Source organism: Limimaricola cinnabarinus, from assembly GCF_002723615.1.
Taxonomy (GTDB): domain Bacteria; phylum Pseudomonadota; class Alphaproteobacteria; order Rhodobacterales; family Rhodobacteraceae; genus Limimaricola; species Limimaricola cinnabarinus_B.
Genome location: NZ_KZ304960.1, coordinates 79,643 through 103,231 on the forward strand (window position 1 = coordinate 79,643; position 23,589 = coordinate 103,231).

A 23,589-nucleotide genomic window follows, 5' to 3' on the forward strand; every position below is an offset into this window, starting at 1 on the left:
GGCGGGCCCATCGTCAAGCGGATCGCGTCAGCGCCTCGATCCGCGCCCGCGCCGAGTTCGAGCGCGGCTGCCACAGCCCCTGGTCGATCGCCTCCTGCAGCCGCTCGGCGATCTCCCTCAGCGCGGGCGCATTATGCTCGGCGATGAAGTCGCGCGTGTCCTCATCGGCCAGAACCGCCTCTTCGACGAGGTCGAAATGATGGTTCTTCACCGCCCGCGTGGTGGCGGCGAAGGCGAAGAGGTAGTCGACCGTGGCCGCGATCTCGAAGGCGCCCTTGTAGCCGTGCCGCTTCACGCCATCGATCCATTTGGGGTTCACCACGCGGCTGCGCACCACGCGGGCGATCTCCTCGTCGAGGCTGCGGATCACGGGGCGCTCGGGGCGGGAATGGTCGTTGTGATAGATCGGCCGGTCGCGGCCCTGAAGGCTCGCCACCGCCGCCGCCGCGCCGCCCTCGAACTGGTAGTAGTCGTCCGAATCGAGAATGTCGTGCTCGCGGTTGTCCTGGTTCTGGACGATGGCCTCGACCTGTCCCAGCCTCGCGGCAAAGCCGTCGCGATCGGCCTCGCCCTCCTGTCCCGCGCCGTAGGCATAGCCGCCCCAGTCGAGATAGGCGGCCCCGAGATCGGCGCGCTCGGACCAGATCCGCTCGTCGATCAGCGCCTGCAGGCCAGCGCCGTAAGCACCGGGCTTGGAGCCATAGACCCTTGCCGCGCTTTCGCCCGCGCGCACCCGCGCCGCCGCCGGGTTGGTCTCCTCCGGCTCATCAAGCGCCTGCACCGCGCGCGCCGCCGAATCCACCAGCGCCACGAGCTGCGGGAAGGCATCGCGGAAAAAGCCCGAAATGCGCAGCGTGACGTCGACGCGCGGACGGCCCAGCACGCCCTCGGGCAGCACCTCGAAGCCGGTGACGCGGCGGTTGGCGCTGTCCCAAGTCGGCTTCACGCCCATCAGCGCCAGCGCCTGCGCGATGTCGTCGCCCCCCGTGCGCATGTTGGCGGTGCCCCAAGCGGTGACCAGCATCGTGCGCGGCCAGTCGCCGTGATCCTGCAGGTGCTTCTCGATCAGCAGATTCGCCGATTTCCAGCCGAGCGCCCAAGCGGTCGGCGTCGGCACGGCGCGCGCATCGACCGAGAAGAAGTTGCGCCCCGTCGGCAGCACGTCGGGCCGCCCGCGCGTCGGCGCGCCCGACGGGCCGGGGGCCACGGCGCGCCCGTCGAGACCGGTCAGCAGCCCCGCGCCCTCCGCCGGGCCGCAAGCGGCGATGGCGGGGCGGAGCTTGCGCTCGATCTCGTCCAGCACCGCCGCCGAGGCGGGGCCGGGGGCAGGGGCTGTGCCGTCGAGCAGCCGCTGGCACAACTCCTCCAGCCGCTCCACCGTGTCGCCATGGCTGCGCCATTTGCCGGGGCCGTCGAGCGCCTCGGGGCGCGGTCCGGTCCACGCCTCGGCCATGTCGCAATCGAGCGGGTCGAAGCCCAAACCCAGATCCTCGGCCAGCGCCCGCAGGATCGAGGCCGCGCCTGAACCGCGCGGCACGCGGGCCAGCGCAATGGCGAGATCGCGCTCCTGACGGCCCTCGGGGGACTGCCCGAACACGTGCAGCCCGTCGCGGATCTGCGCCTCCTTCAGCTCGCACAGCCACGCGTCGAGCTTGGCGAGGTCGGTGTCGGCCTGCCCCTCGAACCCGGCATCGGAGGCGAGGCCGGTGGTTTCCGCAAGGCTCAGGATCTCGCGCCGCAGATGGGTGATCCGGCGCGGATCGACTCCCGCCGCCTCGTAATACTCGTCCACCAGCGCCTCCAGATCGCGCAGCGGCCCGTAGCTCTCGGCACGGGTCAGCGGCGGGGTCAGGTGATCGATCACCACCGCCTGCGCCCGGCGCTTGGCCTGCGTGCCCTCGCCCGGATCGTTGACGATGAAGGGGTAGAGATGCGGCGTCGCGCCCAGCGCGATCTCGGGCCAGCAGCTCTCCGACAGCGCCACCGCCTTGCCCGGCAGCCATTCGAGGTTGCCATGCTTGCCCATATGGACGACCGCATCCGCCGCCCAGTGATGCCGCAGCCAGAAGTGAAAGGCGAGGTAGTGATGCGGCGGGACGAGGTCGGGGGAGTGGTAGGTGTCGGTCGGGTCGATGTTGTAGCCGCGCGCGGGCTGCAACCCGACGACCGCATTGCCGAAACGATGCAGCGACAGGGCAAAGCCGCGCCCGGACCCAGCCTCGGAAGTGCGTATTTGAGGAAAGATGAAAGGGTCGTCGCCCGGAGGGCCCCAGCGGTCGAGAATCTGCTGCTTGGCGGCCCAAGGCAACTCCGCGAAATGCCGCTCATACTCTTCGAGCGGCAGCACCTCGCCGCCTTCGCGCGCGGCCCGGTCGGTGAGCCAGTTGGTCGGCCCGGCCATCAGCCGGTCCATCAGCGCCTGCGCGTCCTCGGGGGCGTTCTCGATGCCGTAGCCCTCGCGCGCCATCAGCCGCAGCGCGTGCACCGTGGCGGCGGGGGTGTCGAGGCCGACCCCGTTGGCCAGCCGCCCGTCCTTGTTGGGGTAGTTGGCGAGCACCAGCGCCACCTTGCGCTCGGGGGCGGGGGTGGTCCGCAGCCGCGCCCAGCGGGCGGCGAGATCGGCCACGAAGGTGATCCGGTCGGCGCGCGGCTGGTAGGTGGCGACGCGGCACTGCGTCGCCTCGTCGAAGAAGGCCTCGCCCTTGAAACCGATGGCGCGGGACAGGATGCGCCCGTCCACCTCCGGCAGCGCCACGTTCATCGCGATGTCACGCGCCGAGAGGCCTGTCAGACCCTCCTCCCACGTCTCCTCGCTGCTGGCCGAGAGCACGATCTGGAAGACGGGGGCCGCGTTCGCCTCAGAGGCAGCCAACGGGTTGGGCGACGCCGCGTCGCCCGCGACCGCGCCGCCCGTGGCAAAGGAGGTGGCGTTGAGGATGACCGATGGCGGTGCCTCCGCCATTAGTCCGGCCAACGTGTCGCGCGACACCGGGTCCTTGAGCGAGGCCACGAAGACCGGCATCGGGTTCAGCCCCTGACGCAACAACGCCCGCACCAGCCGGTCGATCGGCGCGAGTTGCGCGCCCTGCAGCAGCGCGCGGTAGAACACGACGGGCACCACCGGGGCGTCGCCGTCCCACGCCTCGCGCAGCCGGTCGAGATCGGCGATGCCGAGACCGGGCCAGTAGAGGCCCGCGCGCAGCAGGGGCCGCGCCGCCTGCGGCGGCTCGCCCCCGTCGAGCATGTGGCGGGCATGGGCGAGGAAGTTCTCCGCGTTCTCCGGCCCGCCCTCGACGAGATAGGACCAGAGCGCGTCGTAGTCGTCTTCCGCCACGGTCGACAGCTCGCGCAGCTCCGGGTCGGGCTTGTCGTCGCCGGGCAGGGCGGCGAAGGGCACGCCCGCCTCGGCCAGCCGGGCCGCGTATTGTACGAGACCGTATTTCCAGTAGCCCGCGCCGCCCAGCACGCGGGCGACCACGAGGCGCGATTTCGTGGCGCAGTCGTCGAGATGCAGGTCCACCGACATCGGGTGCTGCAGGTGCATGAGGCTCGCCAGCCGCAGGTCGGGCGCGTCTTCCATCTGCGCCCGCGCCGCGCTCAGAGCGGCCAGCTCGGTGTCGGCGGCGGAGATGACGACCAGATCGCCGGGCGTCTGGCCGAGATCGATCGCTTCGGTGCCGTCGGAGACGGTGCCCGGCGTGGCGGCGAGAAGATGCATGGCGGCCCTTTCGTGAACGCTTGCGCAGGCCTGCGCGTTGGGGCAGGGAACGGCACCCCCCAGTTACAGGAGCGGATGATGGATTACAGCAAGTCGGGCGGGCCGAAACAGACCCGCAACGCGCCAAAGCACAGCGAGCACAACGCGCGCGGCACCGAGAAGACCCCCTATGACAAGCGCGAGGACAAGGCAGACCTGCTCAAGCGCATGAAGGACGCGGCGAAGAAGGCCGCCGACAAGGCGCCCGAACCCAAGGGCTGAACTCACAGCCGCTTCTCCATGAAGACGCTGCAGCCGTTGTCGGCATAGCTGTCGAACGGCCCGCGCCGGGCGTAGCCATGGCGCTCATAGAGCCGGCAGGCGGCGGCGAGTTCGTCCGCCGTCTCGAGTCTGATCAGCCCCAGCCCCTCGGCGCGGGCCGCCGCTTCGAGCGCCCCGATGAGCGCGGCGCCGACGCCGCGCCCGCGCGCCGCATCGCGCACGAAGACCGATTTCAGCTCGCCATAGCCCGGTTTCACGTGAAGCGCGCCGCAGCCCAGCAGCGCCCCCTCGTCGCGCGCGACGAGAAAGCGGATGTCAGGCGCGGCCAGCGCCTCGATCGGCAGGAAGTGATTCTGCTCGGGCCGGAACATCGCCCGCATCAGGCCTTGGCTCGCCTCGACCAGCGCGCGCGGACCGGGATCGATCGTGCGCGCCGCCACGATCTCGAGGCTCATGCCGCCAGCGCGGCCTCGATCGCCGCGCGGTCGAGCCCCGCCTCGCCGATCACCACCAGCCGCGTCTCGCGCGGCTCCGTGCCGAAGGGGCGGTCGAAATGGGTGTCGACGCGCGGGCCCACCGCCTGAAGCGTCAGCCGCATCGGCTTGCCCGCCACCGCGACGAAGCCTTTGAGCCGCAGGATGTCATGGGCGCGGATCACCTCCGAAACCTGCGCGGCGAAGGCCTTGGGGTCGGTCACCTCGGACCGTGTCACCACGAAGCTCTCGAACTCGTCATGGCCGTGGTGATGCGCGGCGTCGTGGTGGTCGTCATCTTCGTCGTCGTGATCGTGGTGATGATGCACCTCGTGGCGGGCCTCCATGTCGGCCTCGGCGGCGGCCCCTTGGCCGAGCAGCACCTCCACGGGCAGCGCGCCCATCGCCGCGCGCACCACCTGCACGCCGTCGCGGGCCTCGGACTTCAGCTTCGCGGCCAGCGCCTCGGCCTCCTCCGCCCCCAGAAGGTCGGTCTTGTTGACGACGATCATGTCGGCGGCGGCGATCTGGTCCTCGAACAGCTCCGACAGCGGCGTTTCGTGGTCGAGCCCGTCATCGGCGGCGCGCTGGGCGTCGATCGCGGCGATGTCATGGGCAAAGCGGCCCTCGGCCACGGCCTTGCCGTCGACCACGGTGACGACGCCGTCGACCGTCACGCGGGTCGAGATGCCGGGCCAGTTGAAGGCGCGGATCAGCGGCTGCGGCAGCGCGAGGCCCGAGGTCTCGATCACGATGTGATCGGGCCTGTCCTCGCGGTCCAGGAGCTTCTCCATGGTCGGGATGAAGTCGTCGGCCACGGTGCAGCAGATGCAGCCATTCGACAGCTCGACCACGTCCTCGTCGCGGCAATTCTCGATGCCGCAGCCCTTGAGGATGCCGCCATCGACGCCGAGATCGCCGAACTCGTTGATGACGAGGGCGATGCGCTTGCCTTGCGCGTTCTCCAGCAGGTGGCGGATCAAGGTGGTCTTGCCGGCGCCGAGAAAGCCGGTGACGACGGTGGCGGGGATCTTGGCGGGCATGTGGGTCTTCCGTTACTGGTCGGCGCGAATGGCGCCGGGGGTGGATATGGACTGCATCACGATCTGCGCGACCTGCGCCGCGCCGGGGCAGGCGCCCGAGGGGGCGGCCTTGGCCGAAGCGGTGCGCGATGGCTTGCGCGAAGGGTGCGTGCTGCGCCTCGTGGATTGTCTCAATGTCTGCCATTCGCCCGTGGCCCTGTCGATCCGGGGGGCGGGCAAGATGGCCTATCTTTTTGCGGGGGTGGACCCGGCCGCGCAGGCGGCCGAGATCCGAAAGCTTGCCGATCTCTACGCCGAGGCCGCGGGCGGCGACATCACCGATGCCCGCCCCCTCGGCGCGCTCAGGCATTGCCTGATCGGGCGCATTCCCGCCTGAGCGTTCAGGCGGTCTCGTGCGACCAGATCCAGCCGCCCATGACGCCCAACAGCGCCCAGGCCGCGGCGGAGACGCCGAGCGCGCGGGTCGAGAACAGCGCCGCCAGCTCCGGCGCGGCGGTGCCGAAATAGCGGTCGAGATGCGGCGCGCCGATCACATGCGGCGCCGCGAGCAGCGCCGCCCCGGCCACGAGCCAGGCAGGCCCCCGCCCGAAGGCCATCAGAGCCAGCCCCGCGGCGGTGGCGATCACGCAAAAGCCCCACCACGCCTGCCGCACCGAAACCTCGGCGGCGATCGTGCCGGGCAGCTCGGGCGGCAGCCCGAAGGAGGGCGCGAGCGCCAGCGCCGCGAAGCCCGCAAGGCCCCAGACAAGGCCACGGCGCGCATCGATCCGCACGCCCTGCCGATGCGCAAGCGCAAAGCCCGCCGCCATCACGAGGCCGAAGCCGATCCACGCCACCACGTTCATCGCCAGCGTGCCCGCATGCCGCGCCAGCGCGTCGCCCAGGGGCGGCGCGCCCGCAGTCGAGCCGATATAGCCATCGGTGAAATGCGCCCGCGCGCCCGACTCGTAAAGCTCGGCTTCCATCAAGAGCGGCACGACGAACCAGAATTGCAGAAGTGCGGCGAGCACGCCTGCGGCGAGGCCAGCGAAAAGCGCGCTGGCGCCAATCTGTCTGATCATGAGGGCGGCGTCAGTGGCAGGGAAAGCCGGTCGCGTGGCGCGAATCATGGGCCACGTCGTGCATCGCGCCCGCCTGGCTGAAGCCGGCGGCAAAGATCAGCCCGAGGCCGAGGATCGCGGCAAAGGCGATGGTGGCGATGTCGGTGCTGCTGCCGGAGGCGGCGATGGTCCTGGTCGTCATGTCAAATCTCCTGTCCCGTCCACCCGACGGGGATTGGGTTGCGTCGCGCAGGGCCGGTCTCCTGGCTCGCGGGTCGTGGCCTCCCCCCACCTTCCCGGGATCTCTCCCAGTGGTCACGGGGGGGACGCTCACCGCTCACAGTCGCGGGGGCGGCTGCGGCTCGGGGCCTCCTGACTGGATCGGCCCCTTCCGCATTCCCGATTTCCTCCCCAGGGACGCTTCGCGCCGCATCGGGGAACCTTGCCCCTCGTTTCTGCGCCGCGCGACGGCCCCGCGTCAAGCGCCAAGGCCGGGGCGCGATGGGGCGGCTCGGCCCCGCAAACGCGGCGGAACACCGCGCGCAAAGGGCCGCGCGCGTTGACTTCGGGGGGCTCCGTCGCGCATAGGCGCGCGACCAAGAGCGCGAACGAGGGCGGCTTTCATGCGATTCTCCCGGCTGCGGCTGAACGGCTTCAAGAGCTTCGTCGACCCGACCGATCTGGTGATCGACGACGGGCTCACCGGCGTGGTCGGCCCCAATGGCTGCGGCAAGTCGAACCTTCTGGAGGCGCTGCGTTGGGTGATGGGCGAGAACCGCCCCACCGCGATGCGCGGCGGCGGCATGGAGGACGTGATCTTCGCCGGTGCGGCGACCCGGCCAGCGCGCAACCACGCCGAGGTCACGCTCTCGATCGACAATGCCGAGCGGCTGGCCCCGGCGGCCTTCAACGATGCCGACACGCTGGAGATCATCCGCCGCATCACCCGCGATCTCGGCTCGGCCTACCGCCTTAACGGCAAGGATGTCCGCGCCCGCGACGTGCAGATGCTCTTTGCCGATGCCTCGACCGGCTCGCAATCGCCCGCGCTGGTGCGGCAGGGGCAGATCGCCGAGCTGATCAATGCCAAGCCCACGGCGCGCCGCCGCATCCTCGAAGAGGCGGCGGGCATCTCCGGCCTCTACCAGCGCCGTCACGAGGCGGAGCTGAAGCTCAAGGGGGCCGAGCAGAACCTGTCGCGCGTCGACGACGTGGTCGAACAACAGGCCGCGCAGCTCGCCACGCTGGCGCGGCAGGCCCGCACCGCGGCGCGCTACCGCGAGATCGGGGAATCGCTGCGCGCGGCGGAGGGGCTGCTCTTGTGGCTGCGCTGGAACGCCGCCGAGACCATGCGCGGCGCGGCCGAGGAGGAGCTGCGCGAGATGGCGCAGGCCGCCGCAAAGGCCGATGGACTTGCCGCCAAGGCCGTCGAGACGCGCGCGGCCGCCGAGGCCGCGCTGCCGCCCCTGCGCGAGGAGGCGACCGTCGCCAATGCCGTGCTGAACCGGCAGGAGGCCGAGCGCGACCGGCTGCTCGATCAGGAAAAGCGTGCGCGCGGCGCGATCCGGGCGCTTGGCGCGCGAATCGAGCAGCTCGACCGCGACATGGAGCGCGAAAGCGTGCTCGACCGCGATGCGGGCGAGACGATGCGCGCGCTCGAAGCCGAAGCCGAGGAGCTGGCGCAGGCCGGGCAGGGGCACGAGGCGCGGCTGTCGCAGGTCGAGGAGGTGGCGCGCGAGGCGGGCGAGATCCTCACCGAGGCCGAGCGCGACCAGGGCCAGCGCACCGAGGACACCGCGCGCCTTGCCGCGCGGCACCAGTCGGCGCAGCGGTTGGTGGCCGAGGCCAAGACCCGCATCGCCAAGAGCGCCGAGGCCGCCCAGCAGGCCAAGGCACAGCTCGATGCCGCCCAGGCCGCGAGCAAGCAGGCCGAGGAGAGCCTCGCCGGGGCCGCGCAGGCCGAGACGCAGGCGCGCGACGCCGCCGAAACGGCGGAGGCCGATCTCGCGCAGGCCGAGGCCGCCCGCGCCGAGGCGCAGGGGGCGGAGGCCGATGCCCGCGCCGCGCGCGCCGGTGTCGAGGGCGAGGCCAAGGCCTTGCGCGCCGAGGCGGCGGGCCTCGCGCGACTGGTCGAGCGAGGCAGCGAGGACGGCCAGCAGCTTCTTGATCTGCTGAAGGTCGCGCCGGGCTTTGAAAAGGCGCTGGGCGCGGCGCTGGGCGACGATCTCAAGGCGCCCCTGGTCGATGCGCGCGGCGCGACCGGCTGGGCCGAGCTGCCGGGCTTCGATGCCGACCAGCCGCTGCCCGAGGGGGCCGAACCGCTGGCCGCCTCGATCGCCGCACCCGGGCTGCTCGACCGGCGCATCGCGCAGGTCGGCGTGGTCGCGCGCGACGAGGGGGCCGTCTTGCAGGCGCGGCTCGCGCCGGGTCAGCGCCTTGTCAGCCGCGAGGGCGATCTGTGGCGCTGGGACGGCTACCGCGCGGGCGCCGAGGACGCGCCCTCGGCCGCGGCGCTGCGGCTCGAGCAGTCCAACCGTCTCGCCGCGCTGCGCGAGGAGCTGGAGGTGATCGAGGCGAAGCTCGAAGAGCTGGGCGACAGCCATGCGGACGCCGCGGCCGCGCTGGAGCAGGCGCGCGAGGTCGAGACCCGCGCCCGCGCCGCGCGCCGCGCCGCCGAGACGGCGCTGTCGGAGGCCGCGCGCCATTTCAGCCGCGCCGAGGGCGAGAAGGGCCGCGCCCAGACCCGGCGCGAAGCCGCGACCGAGGCGATGGGCCGCGCCGAGGCCGAGGGCCGCGCCGGGCGCGAGGCGCTGGTCGAGGCCGAGGCAGGGCTTCGCGAACTCGACGATCTCGACGCCGCGCGCGACGCGGTCGAGCAGGGCCGCCAGCTGGTCGAGGCGGCGCGGATCACCATGATCACCCGGCGCTCCGAGGCCGACGAGCTGCGCCGGGGCGGCGAGGCGCGGGCGCGCCGGGCCGAAACCGTGGCGGGCGAGCTCGATGGCTGGCGCAGGCGCGCCGAAACCGCGCGGAGCCGGATGGGCGAGCTGACCGCCCGCCGGGCCGAGACCGAGGCCGAGCTGGACCGCGCCCGCGCCCGCCCCGAGGCGATCTTTGCCGAGCGCCGCACGCTGGATGCGGGCATGACCGAGGCCGAGGCGCGGCGCGACGCGGCCACGGAGGCGCTGCGCGCCGCCGAAGGCGCGCTCGCGGATGCCCAGGCCGCCGAGCGCGAGGCCGAGCGCGCCGCCTCCCAGTCGCGCGAGCGCCGCGCTGCGTCCCAAGCCCGCGCCGAGGCCGCCCGCGCCGCCGTCACCCAGGCCGCCGAGCGGATCGCCGAGGGGCTCGACACCACGCCCGAGGCGCTGTTCGAGACGCTGGAGATCGGCGCGCTGGCGCTGCCGCCCACCGACGAGGTCGAGGCCCGCGTCGCCAAGCTCAAGCGCCAGCGCGACGGGCTCGGCTCGGTCAACCTGCGCGCCGAGGAGGACGCCGCCGCGATCCGCGAGGAGCATGACGGGCTGGTCTCCGAGAAGGCCGATCTCGAAGAGGCGATCCGCACGCTGCGCACCGGCATCGGCAGCCTCAACCGCGAGGGGCGCGAGCGGCTCCTGGCCGCCTTCGAACAGGTCAACGAGAATTTCGGCACGCTCTTCACCCATCTCTTCGGCGGCGGCGAGGCGCGGCTGACGCTGGTCGAGAGCGACGACCCGCTCGAAGCCGGGCTCGAGATCCTGTGCCAGCCGCCGGGCAAGAAGCTCTCGGTACTGTCGCTGCTGTCGGGCGGCGAGCAGACGCTGACCGCGCTGGCGCTGATCTTCGCGGTGTTCCTCGCCAACCCGGCGCCGATCTGCGTGCTCGACGAGGTCGACGCGCCCTTGGACGACGCCAATGTCACCCGGTTCTGCGATCTGCTCGACGAGATGACGCGGCGCACCGACACGCGGTTTCTCATCATCACCCACCACGCGGTGACGATGGCGCGAATGGACCGGCTCTACGGCGTCACCATGGGCGAGCAGGGGGTGAGCCAGCTCGTTTCGGTCGACCTGCGCCGGGCCGAGCAGATGGTGGCCTGAGGCGGCGTCTTTCGGACCCGTAGCATCTCGTGATGCCGGAACGTAAAGAGAACGCTTGAGAAAATCACCCGCATTTGGCAAGACGTCCCCCTGCCGCGACACGTCGCGGCGAGGGGAGGTGATATGCATTGACCGAAGCCAGCTACCGTAAGTGGATGGTGGTCGTCGCGGTGGCGACACTCGTGCTGACCGTCATCCGTCTCTGGGTCGGGAAGTAATCCCGGCAAAGAGAAACCCCCGCAGAGCGGCAACTCTGCGGGGGCCAGATCAGGGATGAGACATCATCGACCGATCGCTACCGTATGGCCGTCATAATGTGCATCGGTGGGCAAATTGTAAAGCTTCAGACCACCAGCCGCACCAGCATCCACAGCCCCATCCCGGCCATCATCACGTTCTCGGTGAGAGAGATGAAGCCCAAGGGCACGTTGCTGTCGCCGCCGACGCAGGCGCATTTCAGCTCGCGCTTGTCGATATAGACGGCCTTGATCACCGAGATCGCGCCCACTGTGCCGATGAAGAGCGCGAGCGGCGCAGAGAACCAGGTCAGCAGAAGCGCCGTCATCAGCACCCCGGCAATGCCCTCGGCCCATGGGTAGATATAGGCATAGGGCACCCATTTCTGCGCCAGCAGGTCGTAGTTCAGAAAGCCGTTGGAGAAGCCCTCCACATCCTGCAGCTTTTGCAGCGCCAGCAGACACATGGCGACCGAGATGAACCAGCCGATGGTCTGTGCGGTGAAGAACGTGCCCAGCGCCACCCATGTGATCGCCACCGCGATGGCGAAGGCCATGCCGAAGATCGCGATCACGGGGCGGTAGGTCGTGCCCTCGGGCTTGGCGGGCGCCATGTCGAAATGCGCGCGCAGATCGTCATAGCCGCCGATGCGCTTGCCGTCGATGAAGGCCTGCGGCGTGGTCTTCACCTCGTGCTCGCGCTTGAAGGCGTCGGTCTCCTCGCGCGTGGTCAGCTCGTGATCCTCGACCTCGTAGCCGTTCTTTTTCAACAGCCAGAGCGATTTCTGGCCGAAGGGGCATTGATGCTTTGGCATCGACATGCGGTAGAGCTGTGCGGTCTTCATGGCCAATCCTCCGATCCCGGATGTTTTCGACCAAGCAGATATACCCCCTCGGGGTTCCATTCAAGATACCCTGAGGGGGTATATGTATCAGAGCGCGTCGAGCAGGACGCGGGTGGGCCAGGCATCGGCCGGCAGGCCCAGCCGCTGCTGTTCGGCCTGCACCGCCTGCCGCGTCATCTCTCCGAGGATGCCATCGGCGCCGCCGACATCGTAGCCGCGCGCCTGCAGCTTTTCCTGCAGCCGCACCATTTCCTCGCCAGAGAGCCCCGGCGGCGGGTTGCCCGCGTCGTAGATCGGCGCGCCTTCCAGCCGGTTGGCGAAATAGGCGGCGGTGGTGACGTAGACGAGGCTCTGGTTCCACTCGAAATAGACCCGGAAATTCGGGTAGGCGAGAAAGGCCGGGCCGTCCTTGCCCATCGGCAGCAGCACCGAGGCGGGCAGGTCGCCGCGGCCCAGATCGCCGGAGCGGCCCGAAACGCCCAGCGCCTGCCATTCGGAGACGGGCTTTTGCGTGTCGAGTCCGGTCTGGCTCCAATCCATGCTCTCGGGCAGGGTGATCTCCTGCAGCCACGGCTCGTTCGGCCGCCAGCCCAGATGCGACAGCATCTTGCCGCCCGACAAAAGCGCGTCGCGGGGCGAGTTCTTGAGATCGACGCGGCCATCGCCGTCGCCGTCGACGCCGTTGACGAGGATGTCCTCGGGCAGCATCTGCACCTGCCCGATCTCGCCCGCCCAGGCGCCGGTGGTGGAGGCGGGCTCGATGCCGCCTTGGGCATAAAGCTCGATCGCGGCGAGCAGCTGCGGGCGAAACAGTTCGGGGCGGCGGCAGTCATGCGCCAGCGTGGCGAGCGCGTTCACGGTGTTGAAGTCGCCCTGCACCGCGCCGTAATCGGTCTCGAAGGCCCAGAAGGCCAAGAGCACGCCGCGCGGCACGCCGTAATCCGCCTCGATCCGGTCGAAGGTGGCGTCGTATCGCTCGGCATTGGCGCGGCCGTTGTCGATCCGGTTCTGCGAGATCAGGCGGCGCGAGAAATCGACGAAGTCGCGCTGGAACACGCCCTGCGCCCGGTCGGCCCTGAGCACGGCGGGGTCGGTGCGCACGCTCGAGAAGAAGGCGTCGATGGTGGCGGGCGCCTGACCCATCGCCGCCGCCTCGGCCTTCACCCCTTCGATCCAGCTGCCGAAATCGCCGCCGCAGGGCGGCTTGGGGCCGGTGGCCTCCTGCGCCTGCGAGAGCGCGGGGGCAAAGGCGGGGAGGGCTGCGAGAATCAGCGGGGCGAGAAGGCGGGTGCTGTTGCGCATGGGCGAATGTCCTGTCTTTTGCGGGTCGCGGCGGAGCCTGCCAGCGCCGCCCCCTAGGGGCAACTCACGTCCACGCCAGAACCAGCACCACGCAGAACCCCGCCGCCCAGGCCTTCCACAGCATGGCGCAAGCCGCCTCGACCGCCGCCGCGCCGATCTGGCGGAAACCTTCCGGGTTCACCCAAGGGTAATCGCGCATCTCGCCGTGATAGGCGCGCGGACCCGACAGCGCCACGCCGAGCGCGCGGGCCATCGCCGCCTCGGGCCAGCCCGCATTGGGCGAGCGGTGCAGCCGCGCCTCGGAGGCGATCTCGCGCCACGGCCCCGGACGCCCTGCCACCAGCCAGATCAGCAGCGCGGTGAGGCGCGCGGGGATCCAGTTCATCAGGTCGTCGAGCCGGGCGCTGGCCCAGCCGAAGCCCTCGTGGCGCGGCGTGCGGTAGCCGATCATCGAATCGGCGGTGTTGACGATCTTGTAGACCAGGAGCCCCGGCAGCCCGCCGATCAGGAACCAGAAGGCGGGCGCGGTGACGCCGTCGGAGAGGTTTTCGGCGGCGCTTTCGATCGCGGCGCGGGCGATGGCGGGCTCGTCCATGGCCTTCGTGTCGCGCCCGACGATCATGGAGACCGCGCGGCGCCCCTCGGCCAGCGACTGTCGCAGCCCTTGCGCCACTGCGCGGACGTGATCGACGAGGCTGCGCTGGGCCAAGAGGATTGCGGCGACGAGGATCTCGGCGAAGGGGCCGGGCATCGCGGCCAGCGCCTCGCCCAGCGAGAAGGCGGCGAAGACCAGCGCCGCGCAGGCGAGGATGCCGCGCCCGCGCGCCGCGCCGCCGGTGTTGAGCATGCCATCGAACCAGCCCACGGCGCGGCCCATCAGCACGGCGGGGTGCGGCATGCGGGACCATATTTCCTCGGGCTCGCCGAAGGCGGCGTCGAGCGCCATGGCGATGGCGAGCCACAGGCTCACAGCGCCGCCTCGATCTGCCCCCAGCGGTCGGGCGCGGGCAGGCCGAGCCGCAGATGCGTGGCCGACCACGGGAAGATGCGGCTCCAGACATGGCCCCGTGCCAGCCGCTCCTGCCAGGCGGGGGCGTCGTCCACCTCGTAAAGGCGGAACAGGTCGGTGCCGCCCGCGACGGTGGCTCCTTTGGCCGTCACCAGCGCGTCGAGCCGCGCGGCATCCGCCCGCAGCCGCTCGCGCGTGCTTCGCGCCCAGCCCTGATCCTCCAGCGCCCGCGCGCCGATGGCGAGCGCCGGGCCGGAAACCGGCCATGGCCCGAGGCTTTCGGCCAACGCCTCGATCAGCGCGGGCTCTGCGATGGCGAAGCCCAGCCGCAGACCGGCGAGGCCCCAGAACTTGCCGAAGCTCTTGAGCACCACCGTGCCGGGGCGGCCTGCGAGGGCGATGAGCGAGGCGTCGGGGCGGATGTCGCAGAAGCTCTCGTCGATCACCGCGAAACCGGCGGTGATCTCGGAGGCCTGCCAGATCCGGCCATCGGGGTTGTTGGGGTGCACCGCCACCTGCGCCTTGGCCGAGCGGGTGGAGATCTTCCAGCCCGCGGCGGCAAAGGCGGCCTCGTGCTCGTTATAGGTCGGCCCCGGAATGCGCACCGCACCGGTGGGGGCGAGGCGGGGCAGACGCGCGATCAGCGCCGAGGCGCCGGGGGCGGCGAGGATCGCCGCACCCTCGGGCACGCGCCAGAAGCGGCGCGCGGCGGTGATCAGCCGGTCCTGCGCGGCCCGGTCGGGCAGCGCGGTCCAGGCGTCGAAGGGCAGGGTGCCCACCGGGTAGGGGACGGGGTTGATGCCGGTCGAAAGATCGAGCCAGCCCTCGCGCGTGCCGCCATGGCGCGCGATGGCGGCGTCGAGCCCGCCGCCGTGATCCCGCTCCCCGCTCATTCGGCGTCGGGCAGCGGCGGGTGGCGGGTCACGAAATGCCCCTTCACGGCGGCGGGCCATGTCCGGTAGGGCACCTGTCCGCTCGCGCTTTCGCCATGCAGCACCGCCCAGTCGACGATGCCTTGCGCGGCTTCTTCGGACACCTCGAACCGGCCCAGCGTGTAGTTCAGCTTGCCCGCCGCCTGCACCGCGACGTTGCAGCCCTGCTGGCAGCCCATCAGGCAGGAAACGCGCCTCGTGCGCACCGGCATGTCACGCGCCGCCGCCTCGACCAGCGCGGCGAGGCGCTCGCCATCGGTTTCGCCCGAGGCCGCGACCCAGCCCTCGCGCTTGCAGGTGTCGCAGATGGTGATCCAGGTGGTGGGGCTTTGCGTGCTCATGGCTTGCTTCAAACCGAAAACCGCCCCCGCCACAAGCGGGAGCGGACCGGTCGCGCCGCCGCTGCGCTCAGCCGGCCCCGCGCGTGGCGAGATGATCGCGTCCATGCGGCGCCATGAGGTCGAGATCCGGGCCGATCGGCACGATGCGATGCGGGTTAATCGTGTCGTGGCTGTAGTGGTAGTGATGGGTGATATGGTCGAAATGCACGGTCGGCGCCACGCCCGGCCATTGGTAGAGCTCGCGCGTGTAGCCCCAGAGATTGGGGTATTCGATGAGCTTGGCGCGGTTGCACTTGAAGTGGCCGTGATAGACCATGTCGAAGCGGATCAGCGTGGTGAAGAGCCGCCAGTCGGCCTCGGTCACGCGGTCGCCCGCGAGGTAGCGCTGCTCGGCGAGCCGCGATTCGAGCCAGTCGAGACTGTCGAACAGCTCGCTCACCGCCTCGTCATAGGCCCCTTGCGTGGTGGCGAAGCCCGCCTTGTACACGCCGTTGTTGACGCTGTGATAGACCCGCTCGTTGACCTCCTCGATGTCGTCGCGCAGCGCCTCGGGCCAGTAGTCGTCATGATTGCCGGTGATGCCGTCAAAGGCCGAGTTGAGCATGCGGATGATCTCGGCGCTCTCGTTCGAGACGATGGTGCCGCGCGCCTTGTCCCACAGCACCGGCACGGTGACGCGGCCCGAGATTTGCGGATCGGCCTTGGTATAGATGTCGCGCAGGAAGGGCAGGTCGAACAGGCGATCGCCCGTCGCGCCATCGAAATCGGTGCGGAACTCCCAGCCCTCGCCCAGCATCTCGGGATGCACGACGCTGACGCCGATATGCTCCTCGAGCCCCTTCAGCGCGCGGAAGATCAGCGCGCGATGCGCCCAGGGGCAGGCATAGGAGACATAGAGGTGATAGCGGCCGGACTCTGCCGCGAAGCCGCCCTCGCCGGAGGGGCCGGGCGCCCCGTCGGGGGTGATCCAGTTGCGAAAGGCCGTGGTCGAGCGTTCGAATTTTCCGCCCGTGGACTTGGTGTCGTACCACACGTCCTGCCATTCGCCGTCCTGAAGTCGTCCCATGATCTGCTCCCGTGGCCGTTGCGTTCGGCTCTCGATCTAGGGCGCCGCCGCATGCCGTCACAGGCCCGGCGGCGAACAGGCCCTGTGCGATGCGCGCGCGGAACCGGAAAGGCCGCGCTGCGCCGCCGACTGGCGCGCGACGGCGGCGCGCCTATGTCTTGCACGAGGCTTCGGCGGCGCAGCGAAGCCAGGCGCGACGACAGGATATGAAAGGAGCGGGGCATGCGGGATTGGCAGGGCAAGCGGTATTGGCTGGTGGGCGCGAGCGAGGGGCTGGGCCGCGAACTGGCCTTCTGTCTGAGCAAGGTCGGTGCCGAGCTGGTGCTCAGCGCGCGCACGGGCCCGCGCCTCGACACGCTGGCCGAGGCGCTGCCGGGCCGGGCGACGGCACTGCCGATGGATGTCACCGATCCGGCCGCGGTCCGCGAGGCGGCGGGCGGCATCGGCGCGATCGACGGGGTGATCTGCCTCGCCGGGACACGCTGGCCAATGCGGGCGCAGGGCTGGGACCAGGAGCGGATCGAGGAGATGATGCAGATCAACTATCTCGGTGCGACGCGGGTGATCGGCGCGGTGCTGCCCGGCTTTCTGGAGCGCGGAGCGGGGCATGTCGTGCTCACCGGCGCGCTGACCGGCTTTCGCGCCGTGCCCGGCTCGATCGGCCATGGCGCCTCGAAGGCGGCGGTGATGCACCTGGCCGAGGCGCTGCACCACGATCTGCGCGGCACCGGCGTCGAGGTGCAGCTGCTCAATCCGGGTACGATCAGGACGAGGCTGGGTGCGCGGTCGCAGACGGATGCGCCCTTCGCGATGGAGCCCGCCCGCGCGGCGCGCGAAGCCTTCGAGCACATGAGTTCCGACCGCTTCAAGATCAATTTCCCCTATGGCGCCTCGCTGCCGCTGCGCGCGGCGCAGTTCCTGCCCGATTGGGCCTATTACAGGCTTTTCGCAAGGACCGGGAGGGAAGGTCGCAACTAGAACTGTGTTCTGATTGACACATGAATGTGGCGTTTTTGAGACATTGGATTCCCCTACGTCAATTTCGTTTGACGTTCCCCCACCGGACTTCATATCCCCTTCAAAGACGGGCGCGCCGCGCATTCTGTTGCACAAATGCCGCGCTTTCCAGCTTTGCTGGAACCGCGGGACCCGAAGCGCAGAGGCCGCGTTCGACAAGCATGGAACCCGCAACGGGCTCGGTCGGTGATCGGCCCCGGAATCGAAAAGGACATTGGAAATGAACGCCACCTACAAACTGCTGATGGCAACGACCATCCTCGGCCTCGTCGGCACCGCTTCGTTCGCTCAGACCTTCGACGCCGCCGAAGCCCGCGTCTTCGGCAACGAAGACCGGCTCGACGACAACCTCGAAGATCTCGACGAGGACATCGAAGACGATTTCGAAATCGAAGACCCGACCTTCGGCAACGAAGGCCGCGAACTCGGCTTCACCGGCTCGGTCTCCGCGCGCGGCACCGCCACCGACGGCAACACCGATGTCGCCACGATCGGCCTCGGCGCCCGCTTCGGCTTCTTCGACGGCGTCAACGGCCACGAGGTGCGCCTGAGCTATTCCTACGCCGAGGAAGATGGCGACGAGCTGACCAACAACCTGCTCGCCGGCTACGACTACACCCGCGACTTCTCGGACACCTTCTACGGCTACGCGACCGCCGTGCTGGCCTATGACGAGTTCGACAGCTTCGAGACCGATGCCTTCGTCGGCGTGGGTGTCGGCTACCGCGTGTTCGACACGCCCGACGTCCAGTGGACCGTGCAGGCGGGCCCGGGCTACCGTTACCTCGAAGCCGACAGCGGCGAAGAGATCGACGAAGCCGCCGTGCTCGTGGCCTCGAACTACTACAACCGCATCAACCCGGACATGTTCATCACGAACGACACCGACGTCCTCGCCTCGGACCGCGACACCTACGTCACCAACGACTTCGGCGTGACCGTCTCGATGAGCGATGCGCTGGCCCTGCGCACCAACCTGTTCACCGAGTACCGCACCGATCCGGAGCCCGGCTTCGACGACACCGACAACACCCTCGGCGTGTCGGTCGTCTACTCCTTCAACTGATCTCCCTCGATCGGTTGCATTCCGGGAAGGGAGGCGGGGAAACCCGCCTCCCTTTTTCGTATCCGGCACCCTGCCGGCCCGGCGCGGACCTCGAGGTCCGGCTTGCCGCCGGGGCAGGGGCGCATCGCGCAGTTGCTATTTGAAGATGAGATCGGGTCGCGCCAGTCTGGCGCGAGGGACATCACGGGAGACAGTCATGCGCCAGCTTCTGACGAGCACCGCCATCCTGCTATGGGCCGGCGCGGCCATGGCGCAGGACGCGGCGCTGCTTTTGGGGAACGAGCGCTACGAGACGCTGGGGCGGCTGCCGCGGGGCACCGAGATCCTGCAGGCCGAAGAGCCGCTGCGCGCCTTGGGCTTTTCGGTCTCCTCCCTGCCCAATGGCCGGGCCGACAGCACCGCGCAGACCGCGCGCGACTGGCTCGAGCGGGCGCCCGAGAGCGAGCGTCTCGTGGTGGCGCTGTCGGGCCGCTTCGCCACGGACGGAGCGCGCAGCTGGTTTTTGACCGCCGAGGCGAGCGGGCCGGGGCTGCTGACGCCGGGGGCGGCGGCGCTGCCGATCGAGGGGGTCTTGCGGGCGCTGGCCGAGGCGCCCGGCCAGGCGCTGCTGCTGCTCGGGGTCGATCCCGGCGGGTCGGATCGCTACGATCCGTGGGTCGGCGAGGGGCTGGGCACGCTGGAGATCCCGCAGGGCGTCACCGTTCTGACCGGCAGCCCGCGCGCGGTCGCGCGCTTCATGAGCGGACCACTGGCCGAGCCGCGCGGCGATCTGTCGGCCGCGATCCGCGCGGCGGAGGATCTGGAGGCGCGCGGCTACCTGCCGCAGGAGCGCATCTTCATGCCCGAACGCCCCGAAACCCCCGCCCCGGCCCCCGGCCCGCGCGCCGATCCGGCGGCGGAAGAGGCGCTGTGGCAGGGGACGCTGGCGCTCGGCAGCATCGCGGCCTACCGCGATTACCTGTCGCGCTACCCCGAAGGGGCGCATGCCGGTGAGGCCGAAAGCGCCATTGCCGCGATCATCGCCGAGCCCGACCGCAACGCCCGGCTGGCCGAAGAGGCGATCGGGCTGAACCGCGAGCAGCGCCGCGACCTGCAGCGCAATCTGAGCCTGCTCGATTTCAACACCCGCGGCATCGACGGCATCTTCGGCCCCGGCACCCGCAATGCCATCACCAACTGGCAGCAGCAGAACGGCTTTGCGCAGACCTCCTATCTCACGCCCGAGCAGATCGGCCGCATCGACGCGCAGGCCGCGCGCCGCTCGGCCGAGATCGAGGCCGAGGCCGAACGGCAGCGCGAAGAGGCGGCCCGCGCCGATCGCGCCTTCTGGGCCGAGACCGGCCAGCGCGGCGACGAGCCGGGGCTGCGCGCCTATCTCGACCGCTACCCCGACGGGCTCTTCGCCGAGACCGCCGCCGACCGGCTGACGCTGATCGAGGAGGAAAAGCGCCGTGCGGCCGCGGCCGAGGACAAGGCCGCCTGGGACCGGGCGCGCGAGACCGACAGCATTGAGGCCTACCGCGATTACCTCAGCGCCTTTCCCGAGGCCAGCTTCGAGGCGGAGGCCGAAGCGCGAATCGCGGCGCTGAGCGAGGAGGTGGCGCAAAGCGACGCGCGGGCCGCCGCCGAGGCGGCCGAACGCGAGCTGGGGCTCAACGGGCTGACCGCGCGGCTGGTCGAGCAGCGGCTCGACGCGCAGGGGCTGGAGCCAGGCGAGGTCGACGGCAGTTTCGACGAGGCCACGCGCCGCGCGATTCGCCGCTACCAGCGCGAGCGCGATCTCGAGGCCTCGGGCTATCTCGACGAGGCGACGGTGGTGCGGCTGCTGGCCGATTCGGTCGAAGAGATCGTGGAACAGTGAGCCGCGCCATCGCCCGGTGCTGTGGCGGGCAATGGCATCGCCCCGGGGAAGGGGCGGCAAAAGGAAAGGGCCGCCTCCTTGCGGAGACGGCCCTCGATCCCTCGTCCCGCCCCGAGGCGGGATGCCGGCTTCAGCCCTGGCGGGCCTTGAAGCGGCGCTGCGTCTTGTTGATGACGTAGACGCGGCCCTTGCGGCGCACGACGCGGCAATCGCGGTGGCGCTGCTTGAGCGAACGAAGCGAGTTGGCAACCTTCATGGGGTGCTCTCCTTGTCGCGGCGCGGCGATTGCGCCGTGGTTGCAAAATTCGACCCCCGAGAAGGGGGCCGGTGAAATTCGTGGTGGGCGGTACAAGGTTCGAACTTGTGACCCCTTCGATGTCAACGAAGTGCTCTACCGCTGAGCTAACCGCCCTTGCCTGCCGCCGTCCTGCGTCTCTTGCGAGCCACCGTTCGGCGCCGGGTGAGCGGTGCTATACGGGGAACGGTCGGGGGGTTCAAGGGGTTTCGGTGCAAGAAGTTTCCAAGCTAGAGTTTCCGTCGGAGCCCCTTTGGAGTTCATGCGCATGGCCGCCTTCGATCTCACCCGCCCGGCCATGCACACCAGCTGCATCGTCTTCGCCTCACCGCATTCGGGCCGGGACTATCCCCACTCCCTGCTAGCGCGCAGCGGCCTCGACGCCCGGCAGATCAGGTCGTCCGAGGATGCCTTTGTCGACCGGCTGTTCGACAAGGCCCCCGCGCATGGCGCGCCCCTGCTGGCCGCGCGCGCACCGCGCGCCTGGGTCGATCTCAACCGCGCCGCGGACGAGCTCGACCCGGCCCTGATCGAAGGGGTGGCGCGGCGCGGCCACAATCCGCGCGTGGCCAGCGGGCTGGGGGTGATTCCCCGCGTCGTCGCGGGCGGACGGGCGATCTATGACGGCAAGATCGGCCTCGACGAAGCCCGGCAGCGGATCGAAAGCTGCTGGATGCCCTATCACGCGGCGTTGCAGGCGCTGCTGGCCGAAAGCCATGCGCGATTCGGAGAATCGGTGCTCGTCGATTGCCATTCCATGCCGCATGAGGCGATCGAGCTTGCGGGCGGGCCGGGGCGCCGGCGGCCGCATGTCGTTCTGGGCGACAGGTTCGGCGCCGCCGCCTCGCCGCGGATCATGGCCGGGATCGAGGCGGCCTTTACCTCCGCCGGCCTGCGGGTGGCGCGCAACACGCCCTTTGCCGGGGCCTATGTCACCCAGGCCTATGGCCGGCCCTCGCGCCGCCAGCACGCGGTGCAGGTCGAGATCGACCGCTCGCTTTACATGGACGAGGCGCGGATCGCGCCGCATGCGGGGTTCGATGCGTTTCGCGCGCAGCTGGGCGAGGTGATCGCGCGGATCGCGGCGCTCGGTCGGCCCGAGGCCGGGCAGCTCGCCGCGGAGTAGCAGCGCGGAACCCGCATGGGGCCGCGCCGGTTGAGCCGGAATGGTCCGCGCGGACCGTCCGGGAATGCCGGAGGATCGGTCTTGCCCCTCATACCCGCCGAGTTGCAGCCGCTGGTGGCGCTTGCAGGCCTTGCCCTGCTGTTCGTGGCCTTCGTGCTCGAACGCCACCCGCCGGATGTGACCGCCACCGGGGCCGCGGCGCTGTTCGTGCTTTTCGGGCTGACACCGCCCGAGCGGGTGCTCGAGGTGTTTTCCAACCCCGCGCCGATCACCATCGCGGCGATGTTCGTGATCTCGGGCGCGCTGGTGCGCACCGGCCTGCTCGATGCGCTCGCCGCACTGGTCATCGCCCGGGCCGAGACGCGCCCCGTCGTCGCGGTGGTGGTGTTTCTCGGCGCGGCGCTGCTGGCCTCGGGGATCGTCAACAACACCCCCGTCGTGCTGATCCTGATCCCGGTCATCATCCGCCTCGCGCGCAGCCTCGGTCTGGCCGAGACCCGGCTGCTGATCCCGCTTTCCTATGCCGCGGTGCTGGGCGGCACGCTGACGCTGATCGGCAGCTCGACCAACATCCTCGTGGCCGGTGTCGCGGCGCAGCACGGGCTGGCGCCCTTCTCGATCTTCGAGATCGCGCCGGTGGGGCTGGCCCTCGCGCTGGTGGGCGGGGTGGCGCTGGCGCTGCTGGGCCCTTGGCTGCTGCCCGACCGGCGCGCCCGCGGCGATGCCGGGATGTCCGAGACCACCTTCCTGACCGAGATCCGCCTGCTCGAGGGGCATCCCGGCCTCGGCAAGCCGCTGGGCGAGGTGGCCGACCTGTCGCGCCCCGGCATCAGGATCACCGCCCGGCGCGAGGGCGCGCGGCTGCGCCGTTCGAACCTCGATGAACATGTCTGCGCCGCGGGCGATGTCTTCGTCGCGCTGGCCACCACATCCGAGATCCTGACCCTGCGGGCGCTGCCGGGGGTGGGCGTCGGTCTGCAGCGCGGCGCGGGGCTGCGCGGCGGCGATGAGGATCTCGTCGTCGCCGAGGCGATGGTGACCCCCACCCATGGCAGCCCGCGCGACACCGTCTCGCAGCTCTCGGTGGGCTATCGCTACGGGCTGCGGGTGCTGGGCGCGCATCGGCAGGGGCATGTGCCGGGGCCGGATCTCGGCTCGGCCCGGCTCAGGCCCGCCGACAAGCTGCTGCTCGAAGGCACGGCCCAAGGGTTCGACCGCCTCGCGCAGGGGGGCGAGCTGGTCTCGGTCACCCGGCCCTCGGGCCGCGCCTATCGCCGCCGCCGCGCGCCGCTGGCGCTCCTGGCGCTCTGCGCCGTCGTCGGGCTCGCCGCCTTCGAGCTGGCGCCGATCTCGCTTCTGGCGCTGGGGGCGGTGGCGGCGATCCTGCTGTGCCGCTGCATCGACAATGACGAGGCCTGGGGCTCGATCGACGCGGGCATCGTGGTGCTGATCCTGGCCATGCTGGTGGTCGGCATCGGGCTGGAGGAGACCGGCACGGTGGCGCTCATCGTCGACACGCTGGCGCCCTGGCTCGAAGGGCTGCCGCCCATCGCGCTTCTGGCCGCGCTCTATGCGCTGACTTCGCTTCTGACCGAGACGGTGACCAACAACGCGGTAGCGGTGGTGGTGACGCCGATCGCGGTGGGGCTGGGTCAGCAGACGGGAATCGATCCGCGCGCGCTGGTGGTGACGGTGATGATGGGCGCCTCGGCGAGCTTCGCCACGCCGGTGGGCTACCAGACCAACACGCTGGTCTACGGCGCGGGCGATTACCGCTTCGTCGATTTCCTCAGGATCGGCCTGCCGATGAACATCATCGTCGGCATCGCGGCGGTGCTGGTGATCCCGCTGATCTTTCCGCTGACCCAAGGCTGAGGGA

General features: G+C 70.5%; 20 protein-coding genes, 1 tRNA gene and 1 riboswitch. Of the genes, 8 read left to right on the top strand and 13 right to left on the bottom strand.

All coding sequences use genetic code 11. The annotated features are described in order from the left end of the window. Positions 1-13: 13 nt before the first annotated feature. Positions 14-3,718 (bottom strand): cobaltochelatase subunit CobN, encoded by a 3,705-nt coding sequence (cobN, locus tag CJ301_RS11140; RefSeq protein ID WP_099277324.1) that lies wholly within the window; start codon positions 3,716-3,718, stop codon positions 14-16. A gap of 78 nt (positions 3,719-3,796) precedes the next feature. On the opposite strand from cobN, the gene CJ301_RS11145 reads away from it, so the two are divergent. Then, positions 3,797-3,979, top strand: a complete 183-nt coding sequence (locus CJ301_RS11145; protein ID WP_099277326.1) for a hypothetical protein — start codon at positions 3,797-3,799, stop codon at positions 3,977-3,979. 2 nt (positions 3,980-3,981) lie between these two features. Here CJ301_RS11145 and CJ301_RS11150 read toward each other — a convergent pair whose 3' ends face one another. Together CJ301_RS11150 and cobW are read right to left on the bottom strand one after the other, a co-directional pair. After that, the gene (locus tag CJ301_RS11150; RefSeq protein WP_099277327.1) at positions 3,982-4,434 is read right to left on the bottom strand and encodes a GNAT family N-acetyltransferase; all 453 of its coding nucleotides are present in this window, start codon (positions 4,432-4,434) and stop codon (positions 3,982-3,984) included. Beyond that, on the bottom strand, positions 4,431-5,495 hold the full coding sequence (cobW, locus tag CJ301_RS11155; protein ID WP_099277328.1) for a cobalamin biosynthesis protein CobW: 1,065 nt from the start codon (positions 5,493-5,495) through the stop codon (positions 4,431-4,433). Before cobW ends, CJ301_RS11150 begins: the two co-directional genes overlap by 4 nt. On the opposite strand from cobW, the gene CJ301_RS11160 reads away from it, so the two are divergent. Then, the gene (locus CJ301_RS11160; RefSeq protein ID WP_162620505.1) at positions 5,494-5,871 is read left to right on the top strand and encodes a DUF1636 family protein; all 378 of its coding nucleotides are present in this window, start codon (positions 5,494-5,496) and stop codon (positions 5,869-5,871) included. The two genes, cobW and CJ301_RS11160, sit on opposite strands and share 2 nt — an antisense overlap. A gap of 4 nt (positions 5,872-5,875) precedes the next feature. Here CJ301_RS11160 and CJ301_RS11165 read toward each other — a convergent pair whose 3' ends face one another. Together CJ301_RS11165 and CJ301_RS11170 are read right to left on the bottom strand one after the other, a co-directional pair. After that, a complete protein-coding gene (locus tag CJ301_RS11165) occupies positions 5,876-6,556 on the bottom strand; it encodes a CbtA family protein (RefSeq protein ID WP_099277330.1) in 681 nt (226 codons plus the stop codon). Positions 6,557-6,566: 10 nt separating this feature from the next. After that, positions 6,567-6,737, bottom strand: coding sequence for a CbtB domain-containing protein (locus CJ301_RS11170; RefSeq protein WP_099277331.1), 171 nt, complete (start codon positions 6,735-6,737; stop codon positions 6,567-6,569). 34 nt (positions 6,738-6,771) lie between these two features. After that, positions 6,772-6,995, bottom strand: a riboswitch (cobalamin riboswitch). Between the two features lie 163 nt (positions 6,996-7,158). On the opposite strand from CJ301_RS11170, the gene CJ301_RS11175 reads away from it, so the two are divergent. Further along, on the top strand, positions 7,159-10,614 hold the full coding sequence (locus tag CJ301_RS11175) for a chromosome segregation SMC family protein (RefSeq protein ID WP_099277332.1): 3,456 nt from the start codon (positions 7,159-7,161) through the stop codon (positions 10,612-10,614). Between the two features lie 343 nt (positions 10,615-10,957). On the opposite strand, the gene CJ301_RS11180 is transcribed toward CJ301_RS11175, so the two are convergent. The 6 genes from CJ301_RS11180 to CJ301_RS11205 all read right to left on the bottom strand — a co-directional run bounded on the left by CJ301_RS11180 (position 10,958) and on the right by CJ301_RS11205 (position 16,345). Beyond that, positions 10,958-11,695, bottom strand: coding sequence for a MauE/DoxX family redox-associated membrane protein (locus CJ301_RS11180; protein ID WP_099277333.1), 738 nt, complete (start codon positions 11,693-11,695; stop codon positions 10,958-10,960). Between the two features lie 87 nt (positions 11,696-11,782). After that, complete coding sequence (locus tag CJ301_RS11185; RefSeq protein WP_099277334.1) at positions 11,783-12,997, bottom strand: lytic murein transglycosylase; 1,215 nt, start codon at positions 12,995-12,997, stop codon at positions 11,783-11,785. A gap of 64 nt (positions 12,998-13,061) precedes the next feature. Then, on the bottom strand, positions 13,062-13,943 hold the full coding sequence (cbiB, locus tag CJ301_RS11190) for an adenosylcobinamide-phosphate synthase CbiB (protein WP_173812353.1): 882 nt from the start codon (positions 13,941-13,943) through the stop codon (positions 13,062-13,064). Between the two features lie 20 nt (positions 13,944-13,963). Continuing rightward, complete coding sequence (locus CJ301_RS11195) at positions 13,964-14,899, bottom strand: threonine-phosphate decarboxylase (protein WP_099277336.1); 936 nt, start codon at positions 14,897-14,899, stop codon at positions 13,964-13,966. Beyond that, entirely contained in the window at positions 14,896-15,279 is a 384-nt protein-coding gene (locus tag CJ301_RS11200) for a DUF1636 family protein (RefSeq protein ID WP_099277375.1), read from the bottom strand. Before CJ301_RS11200 ends, CJ301_RS11195 begins: the two co-directional genes overlap by 4 nt. A gap of 67 nt (positions 15,280-15,346) precedes the next feature. After that, complete coding sequence (locus CJ301_RS11205) at positions 15,347-16,345, bottom strand: glutathione S-transferase family protein (protein ID WP_099277337.1); 999 nt, start codon at positions 16,343-16,345, stop codon at positions 15,347-15,349. A 222-nt stretch (positions 16,346-16,567) separates the two neighbouring features. On the opposite strand from CJ301_RS11205, the gene CJ301_RS11210 reads away from it, so the two are divergent. The 3 genes from CJ301_RS11210 (at position 16,568) to CJ301_RS11220 (ending at position 20,289) form a co-directional block, all read left to right on the top strand. Further along, positions 16,568-17,323 (top strand): SDR family NAD(P)-dependent oxidoreductase, encoded by a 756-nt coding sequence (locus CJ301_RS11210; RefSeq protein WP_099277338.1) that lies wholly within the window; start codon positions 16,568-16,570, stop codon positions 17,321-17,323. A gap of 259 nt (positions 17,324-17,582) precedes the next feature. Further along, positions 17,583-18,428 carry a DUF481 domain-containing protein gene (locus CJ301_RS11215; protein ID WP_099277339.1) on the top strand — a complete coding sequence of 282 codons (846 nt, stop codon included), beginning with the start codon at positions 17,583-17,585 and terminating at the stop codon, positions 18,426-18,428. A 196-nt stretch (positions 18,429-18,624) separates the two neighbouring features. After that, positions 18,625-20,289 (top strand): peptidoglycan-binding domain-containing protein, encoded by a 1,665-nt coding sequence (locus tag CJ301_RS11220; RefSeq protein WP_099277341.1) that lies wholly within the window; start codon positions 18,625-18,627, stop codon positions 20,287-20,289. A gap of 130 nt (positions 20,290-20,419) precedes the next feature. Here CJ301_RS11220 and ykgO read toward each other — a convergent pair whose 3' ends face one another. Next, on the bottom strand, positions 20,420-20,545 hold the full coding sequence (gene ykgO, locus CJ301_RS11225) for a type B 50S ribosomal protein L36 (RefSeq protein WP_008884645.1): 126 nt from the start codon (positions 20,543-20,545) through the stop codon (positions 20,420-20,422). An 81-nt stretch (positions 20,546-20,626) separates the two neighbouring features. Further along, positions 20,627-20,701, bottom strand: a tRNA-Val gene (locus CJ301_RS11230). Between the two features lie 145 nt (positions 20,702-20,846). Here CJ301_RS11230 and CJ301_RS11235 point away from each other — a divergent pair. Then, positions 20,847-21,710 carry an N-formylglutamate amidohydrolase gene (locus tag CJ301_RS11235; RefSeq protein ID WP_099277377.1) on the top strand — a complete coding sequence of 288 codons (864 nt, stop codon included), beginning with the start codon at positions 20,847-20,849 and terminating at the stop codon, positions 21,708-21,710. An 81-nt stretch (positions 21,711-21,791) separates the two neighbouring features. Further along, a complete protein-coding gene (locus CJ301_RS11240) occupies positions 21,792-23,585 on the top strand; it encodes an SLC13 family permease (RefSeq protein WP_367869646.1) in 1,794 nt (597 codons plus the stop codon). The last annotated feature ends 4 nt before the right edge of the window (positions 23,586-23,589 follow it).

Excerpts from the sequence above, each read along its gene's own strand:
- cobN (WP_099277324.1), bottom strand. The coding sequence starts at position 3,718 with ATGCATCTTCTCGCCGCCACGCCGGGCACCGTCTCCGACGGCACCGAA.
- CJ301_RS11145 (WP_099277326.1), top strand. The coding sequence starts at position 3,797 with ATGGATTACAGCAAGTCGGGCGGGCCGAAACAGACCCGCAACGCGCCA.
- CJ301_RS11150 (WP_099277327.1), bottom strand. The coding sequence starts at position 4,434 with ATGAGCCTCGAGATCGTGGCGGCGCGCACGATCGATCCCGGTCCGCGC.
- CJ301_RS11160 (WP_162620505.1), top strand. The coding sequence starts at position 5,494 with ATGTGGGTCTTCCGTTACTGGTCGGCGCGAATGGCGCCGGGGGTGGAT.
- cobW (WP_099277328.1), bottom strand. The coding sequence starts at position 5,495 with ATGCCCGCCAAGATCCCCGCCACCGTCGTCACCGGCTTTCTCGGCGCC.
- CJ301_RS11165 (WP_099277330.1), bottom strand. The coding sequence starts at position 6,556 with ATGATCAGACAGATTGGCGCCAGCGCGCTTTTCGCTGGCCTCGCCGCA.
- CJ301_RS11170 (WP_099277331.1), bottom strand. The coding sequence starts at position 6,737 with ATGACGACCAGGACCATCGCCGCCTCCGGCAGCAGCACCGACATCGCC.
- CJ301_RS11175 (WP_099277332.1), top strand. The coding sequence starts at position 7,159 with ATGCGATTCTCCCGGCTGCGGCTGAACGGCTTCAAGAGCTTCGTCGAC.
- CJ301_RS11180 (WP_099277333.1), bottom strand. The coding sequence starts at position 11,695 with ATGAAGACCGCACAGCTCTACCGCATGTCGATGCCAAAGCATCAATGC.
- CJ301_RS11185 (WP_099277334.1), bottom strand. The coding sequence starts at position 12,997 with ATGCGCAACAGCACCCGCCTTCTCGCCCCGCTGATTCTCGCAGCCCTC.
- cbiB (WP_173812353.1), bottom strand. The coding sequence starts at position 13,943 with ATGGCGCTCGACGCCGCCTTCGGCGAGCCCGAGGAAATATGGTCCCGC.
- CJ301_RS11195 (WP_099277336.1), bottom strand. The coding sequence starts at position 14,899 with ATGAGCGGGGAGCGGGATCACGGCGGCGGGCTCGACGCCGCCATCGCG.
- CJ301_RS11200 (WP_099277375.1), bottom strand. The coding sequence starts at position 15,279 with ATGAGCACGCAAAGCCCCACCACCTGGATCACCATCTGCGACACCTGC.
- CJ301_RS11205 (WP_099277337.1), bottom strand. The coding sequence starts at position 16,345 with ATGGGACGACTTCAGGACGGCGAATGGCAGGACGTGTGGTACGACACC.
- CJ301_RS11210 (WP_099277338.1), top strand. The coding sequence starts at position 16,568 with ATGCGGGATTGGCAGGGCAAGCGGTATTGGCTGGTGGGCGCGAGCGAG.
- CJ301_RS11215 (WP_099277339.1), top strand. The coding sequence starts at position 17,583 with ATGAACGCCACCTACAAACTGCTGATGGCAACGACCATCCTCGGCCTC.
- CJ301_RS11220 (WP_099277341.1), top strand. The coding sequence starts at position 18,625 with ATGCGCCAGCTTCTGACGAGCACCGCCATCCTGCTATGGGCCGGCGCG.
- ykgO (WP_008884645.1), bottom strand. The coding sequence starts at position 20,545 with ATGAAGGTTGCCAACTCGCTTCGTTCGCTCAAGCAGCGCCACCGCGAT.
- CJ301_RS11235 (WP_099277377.1), top strand. The coding sequence starts at position 20,847 with ATGCGCATGGCCGCCTTCGATCTCACCCGCCCGGCCATGCACACCAGC.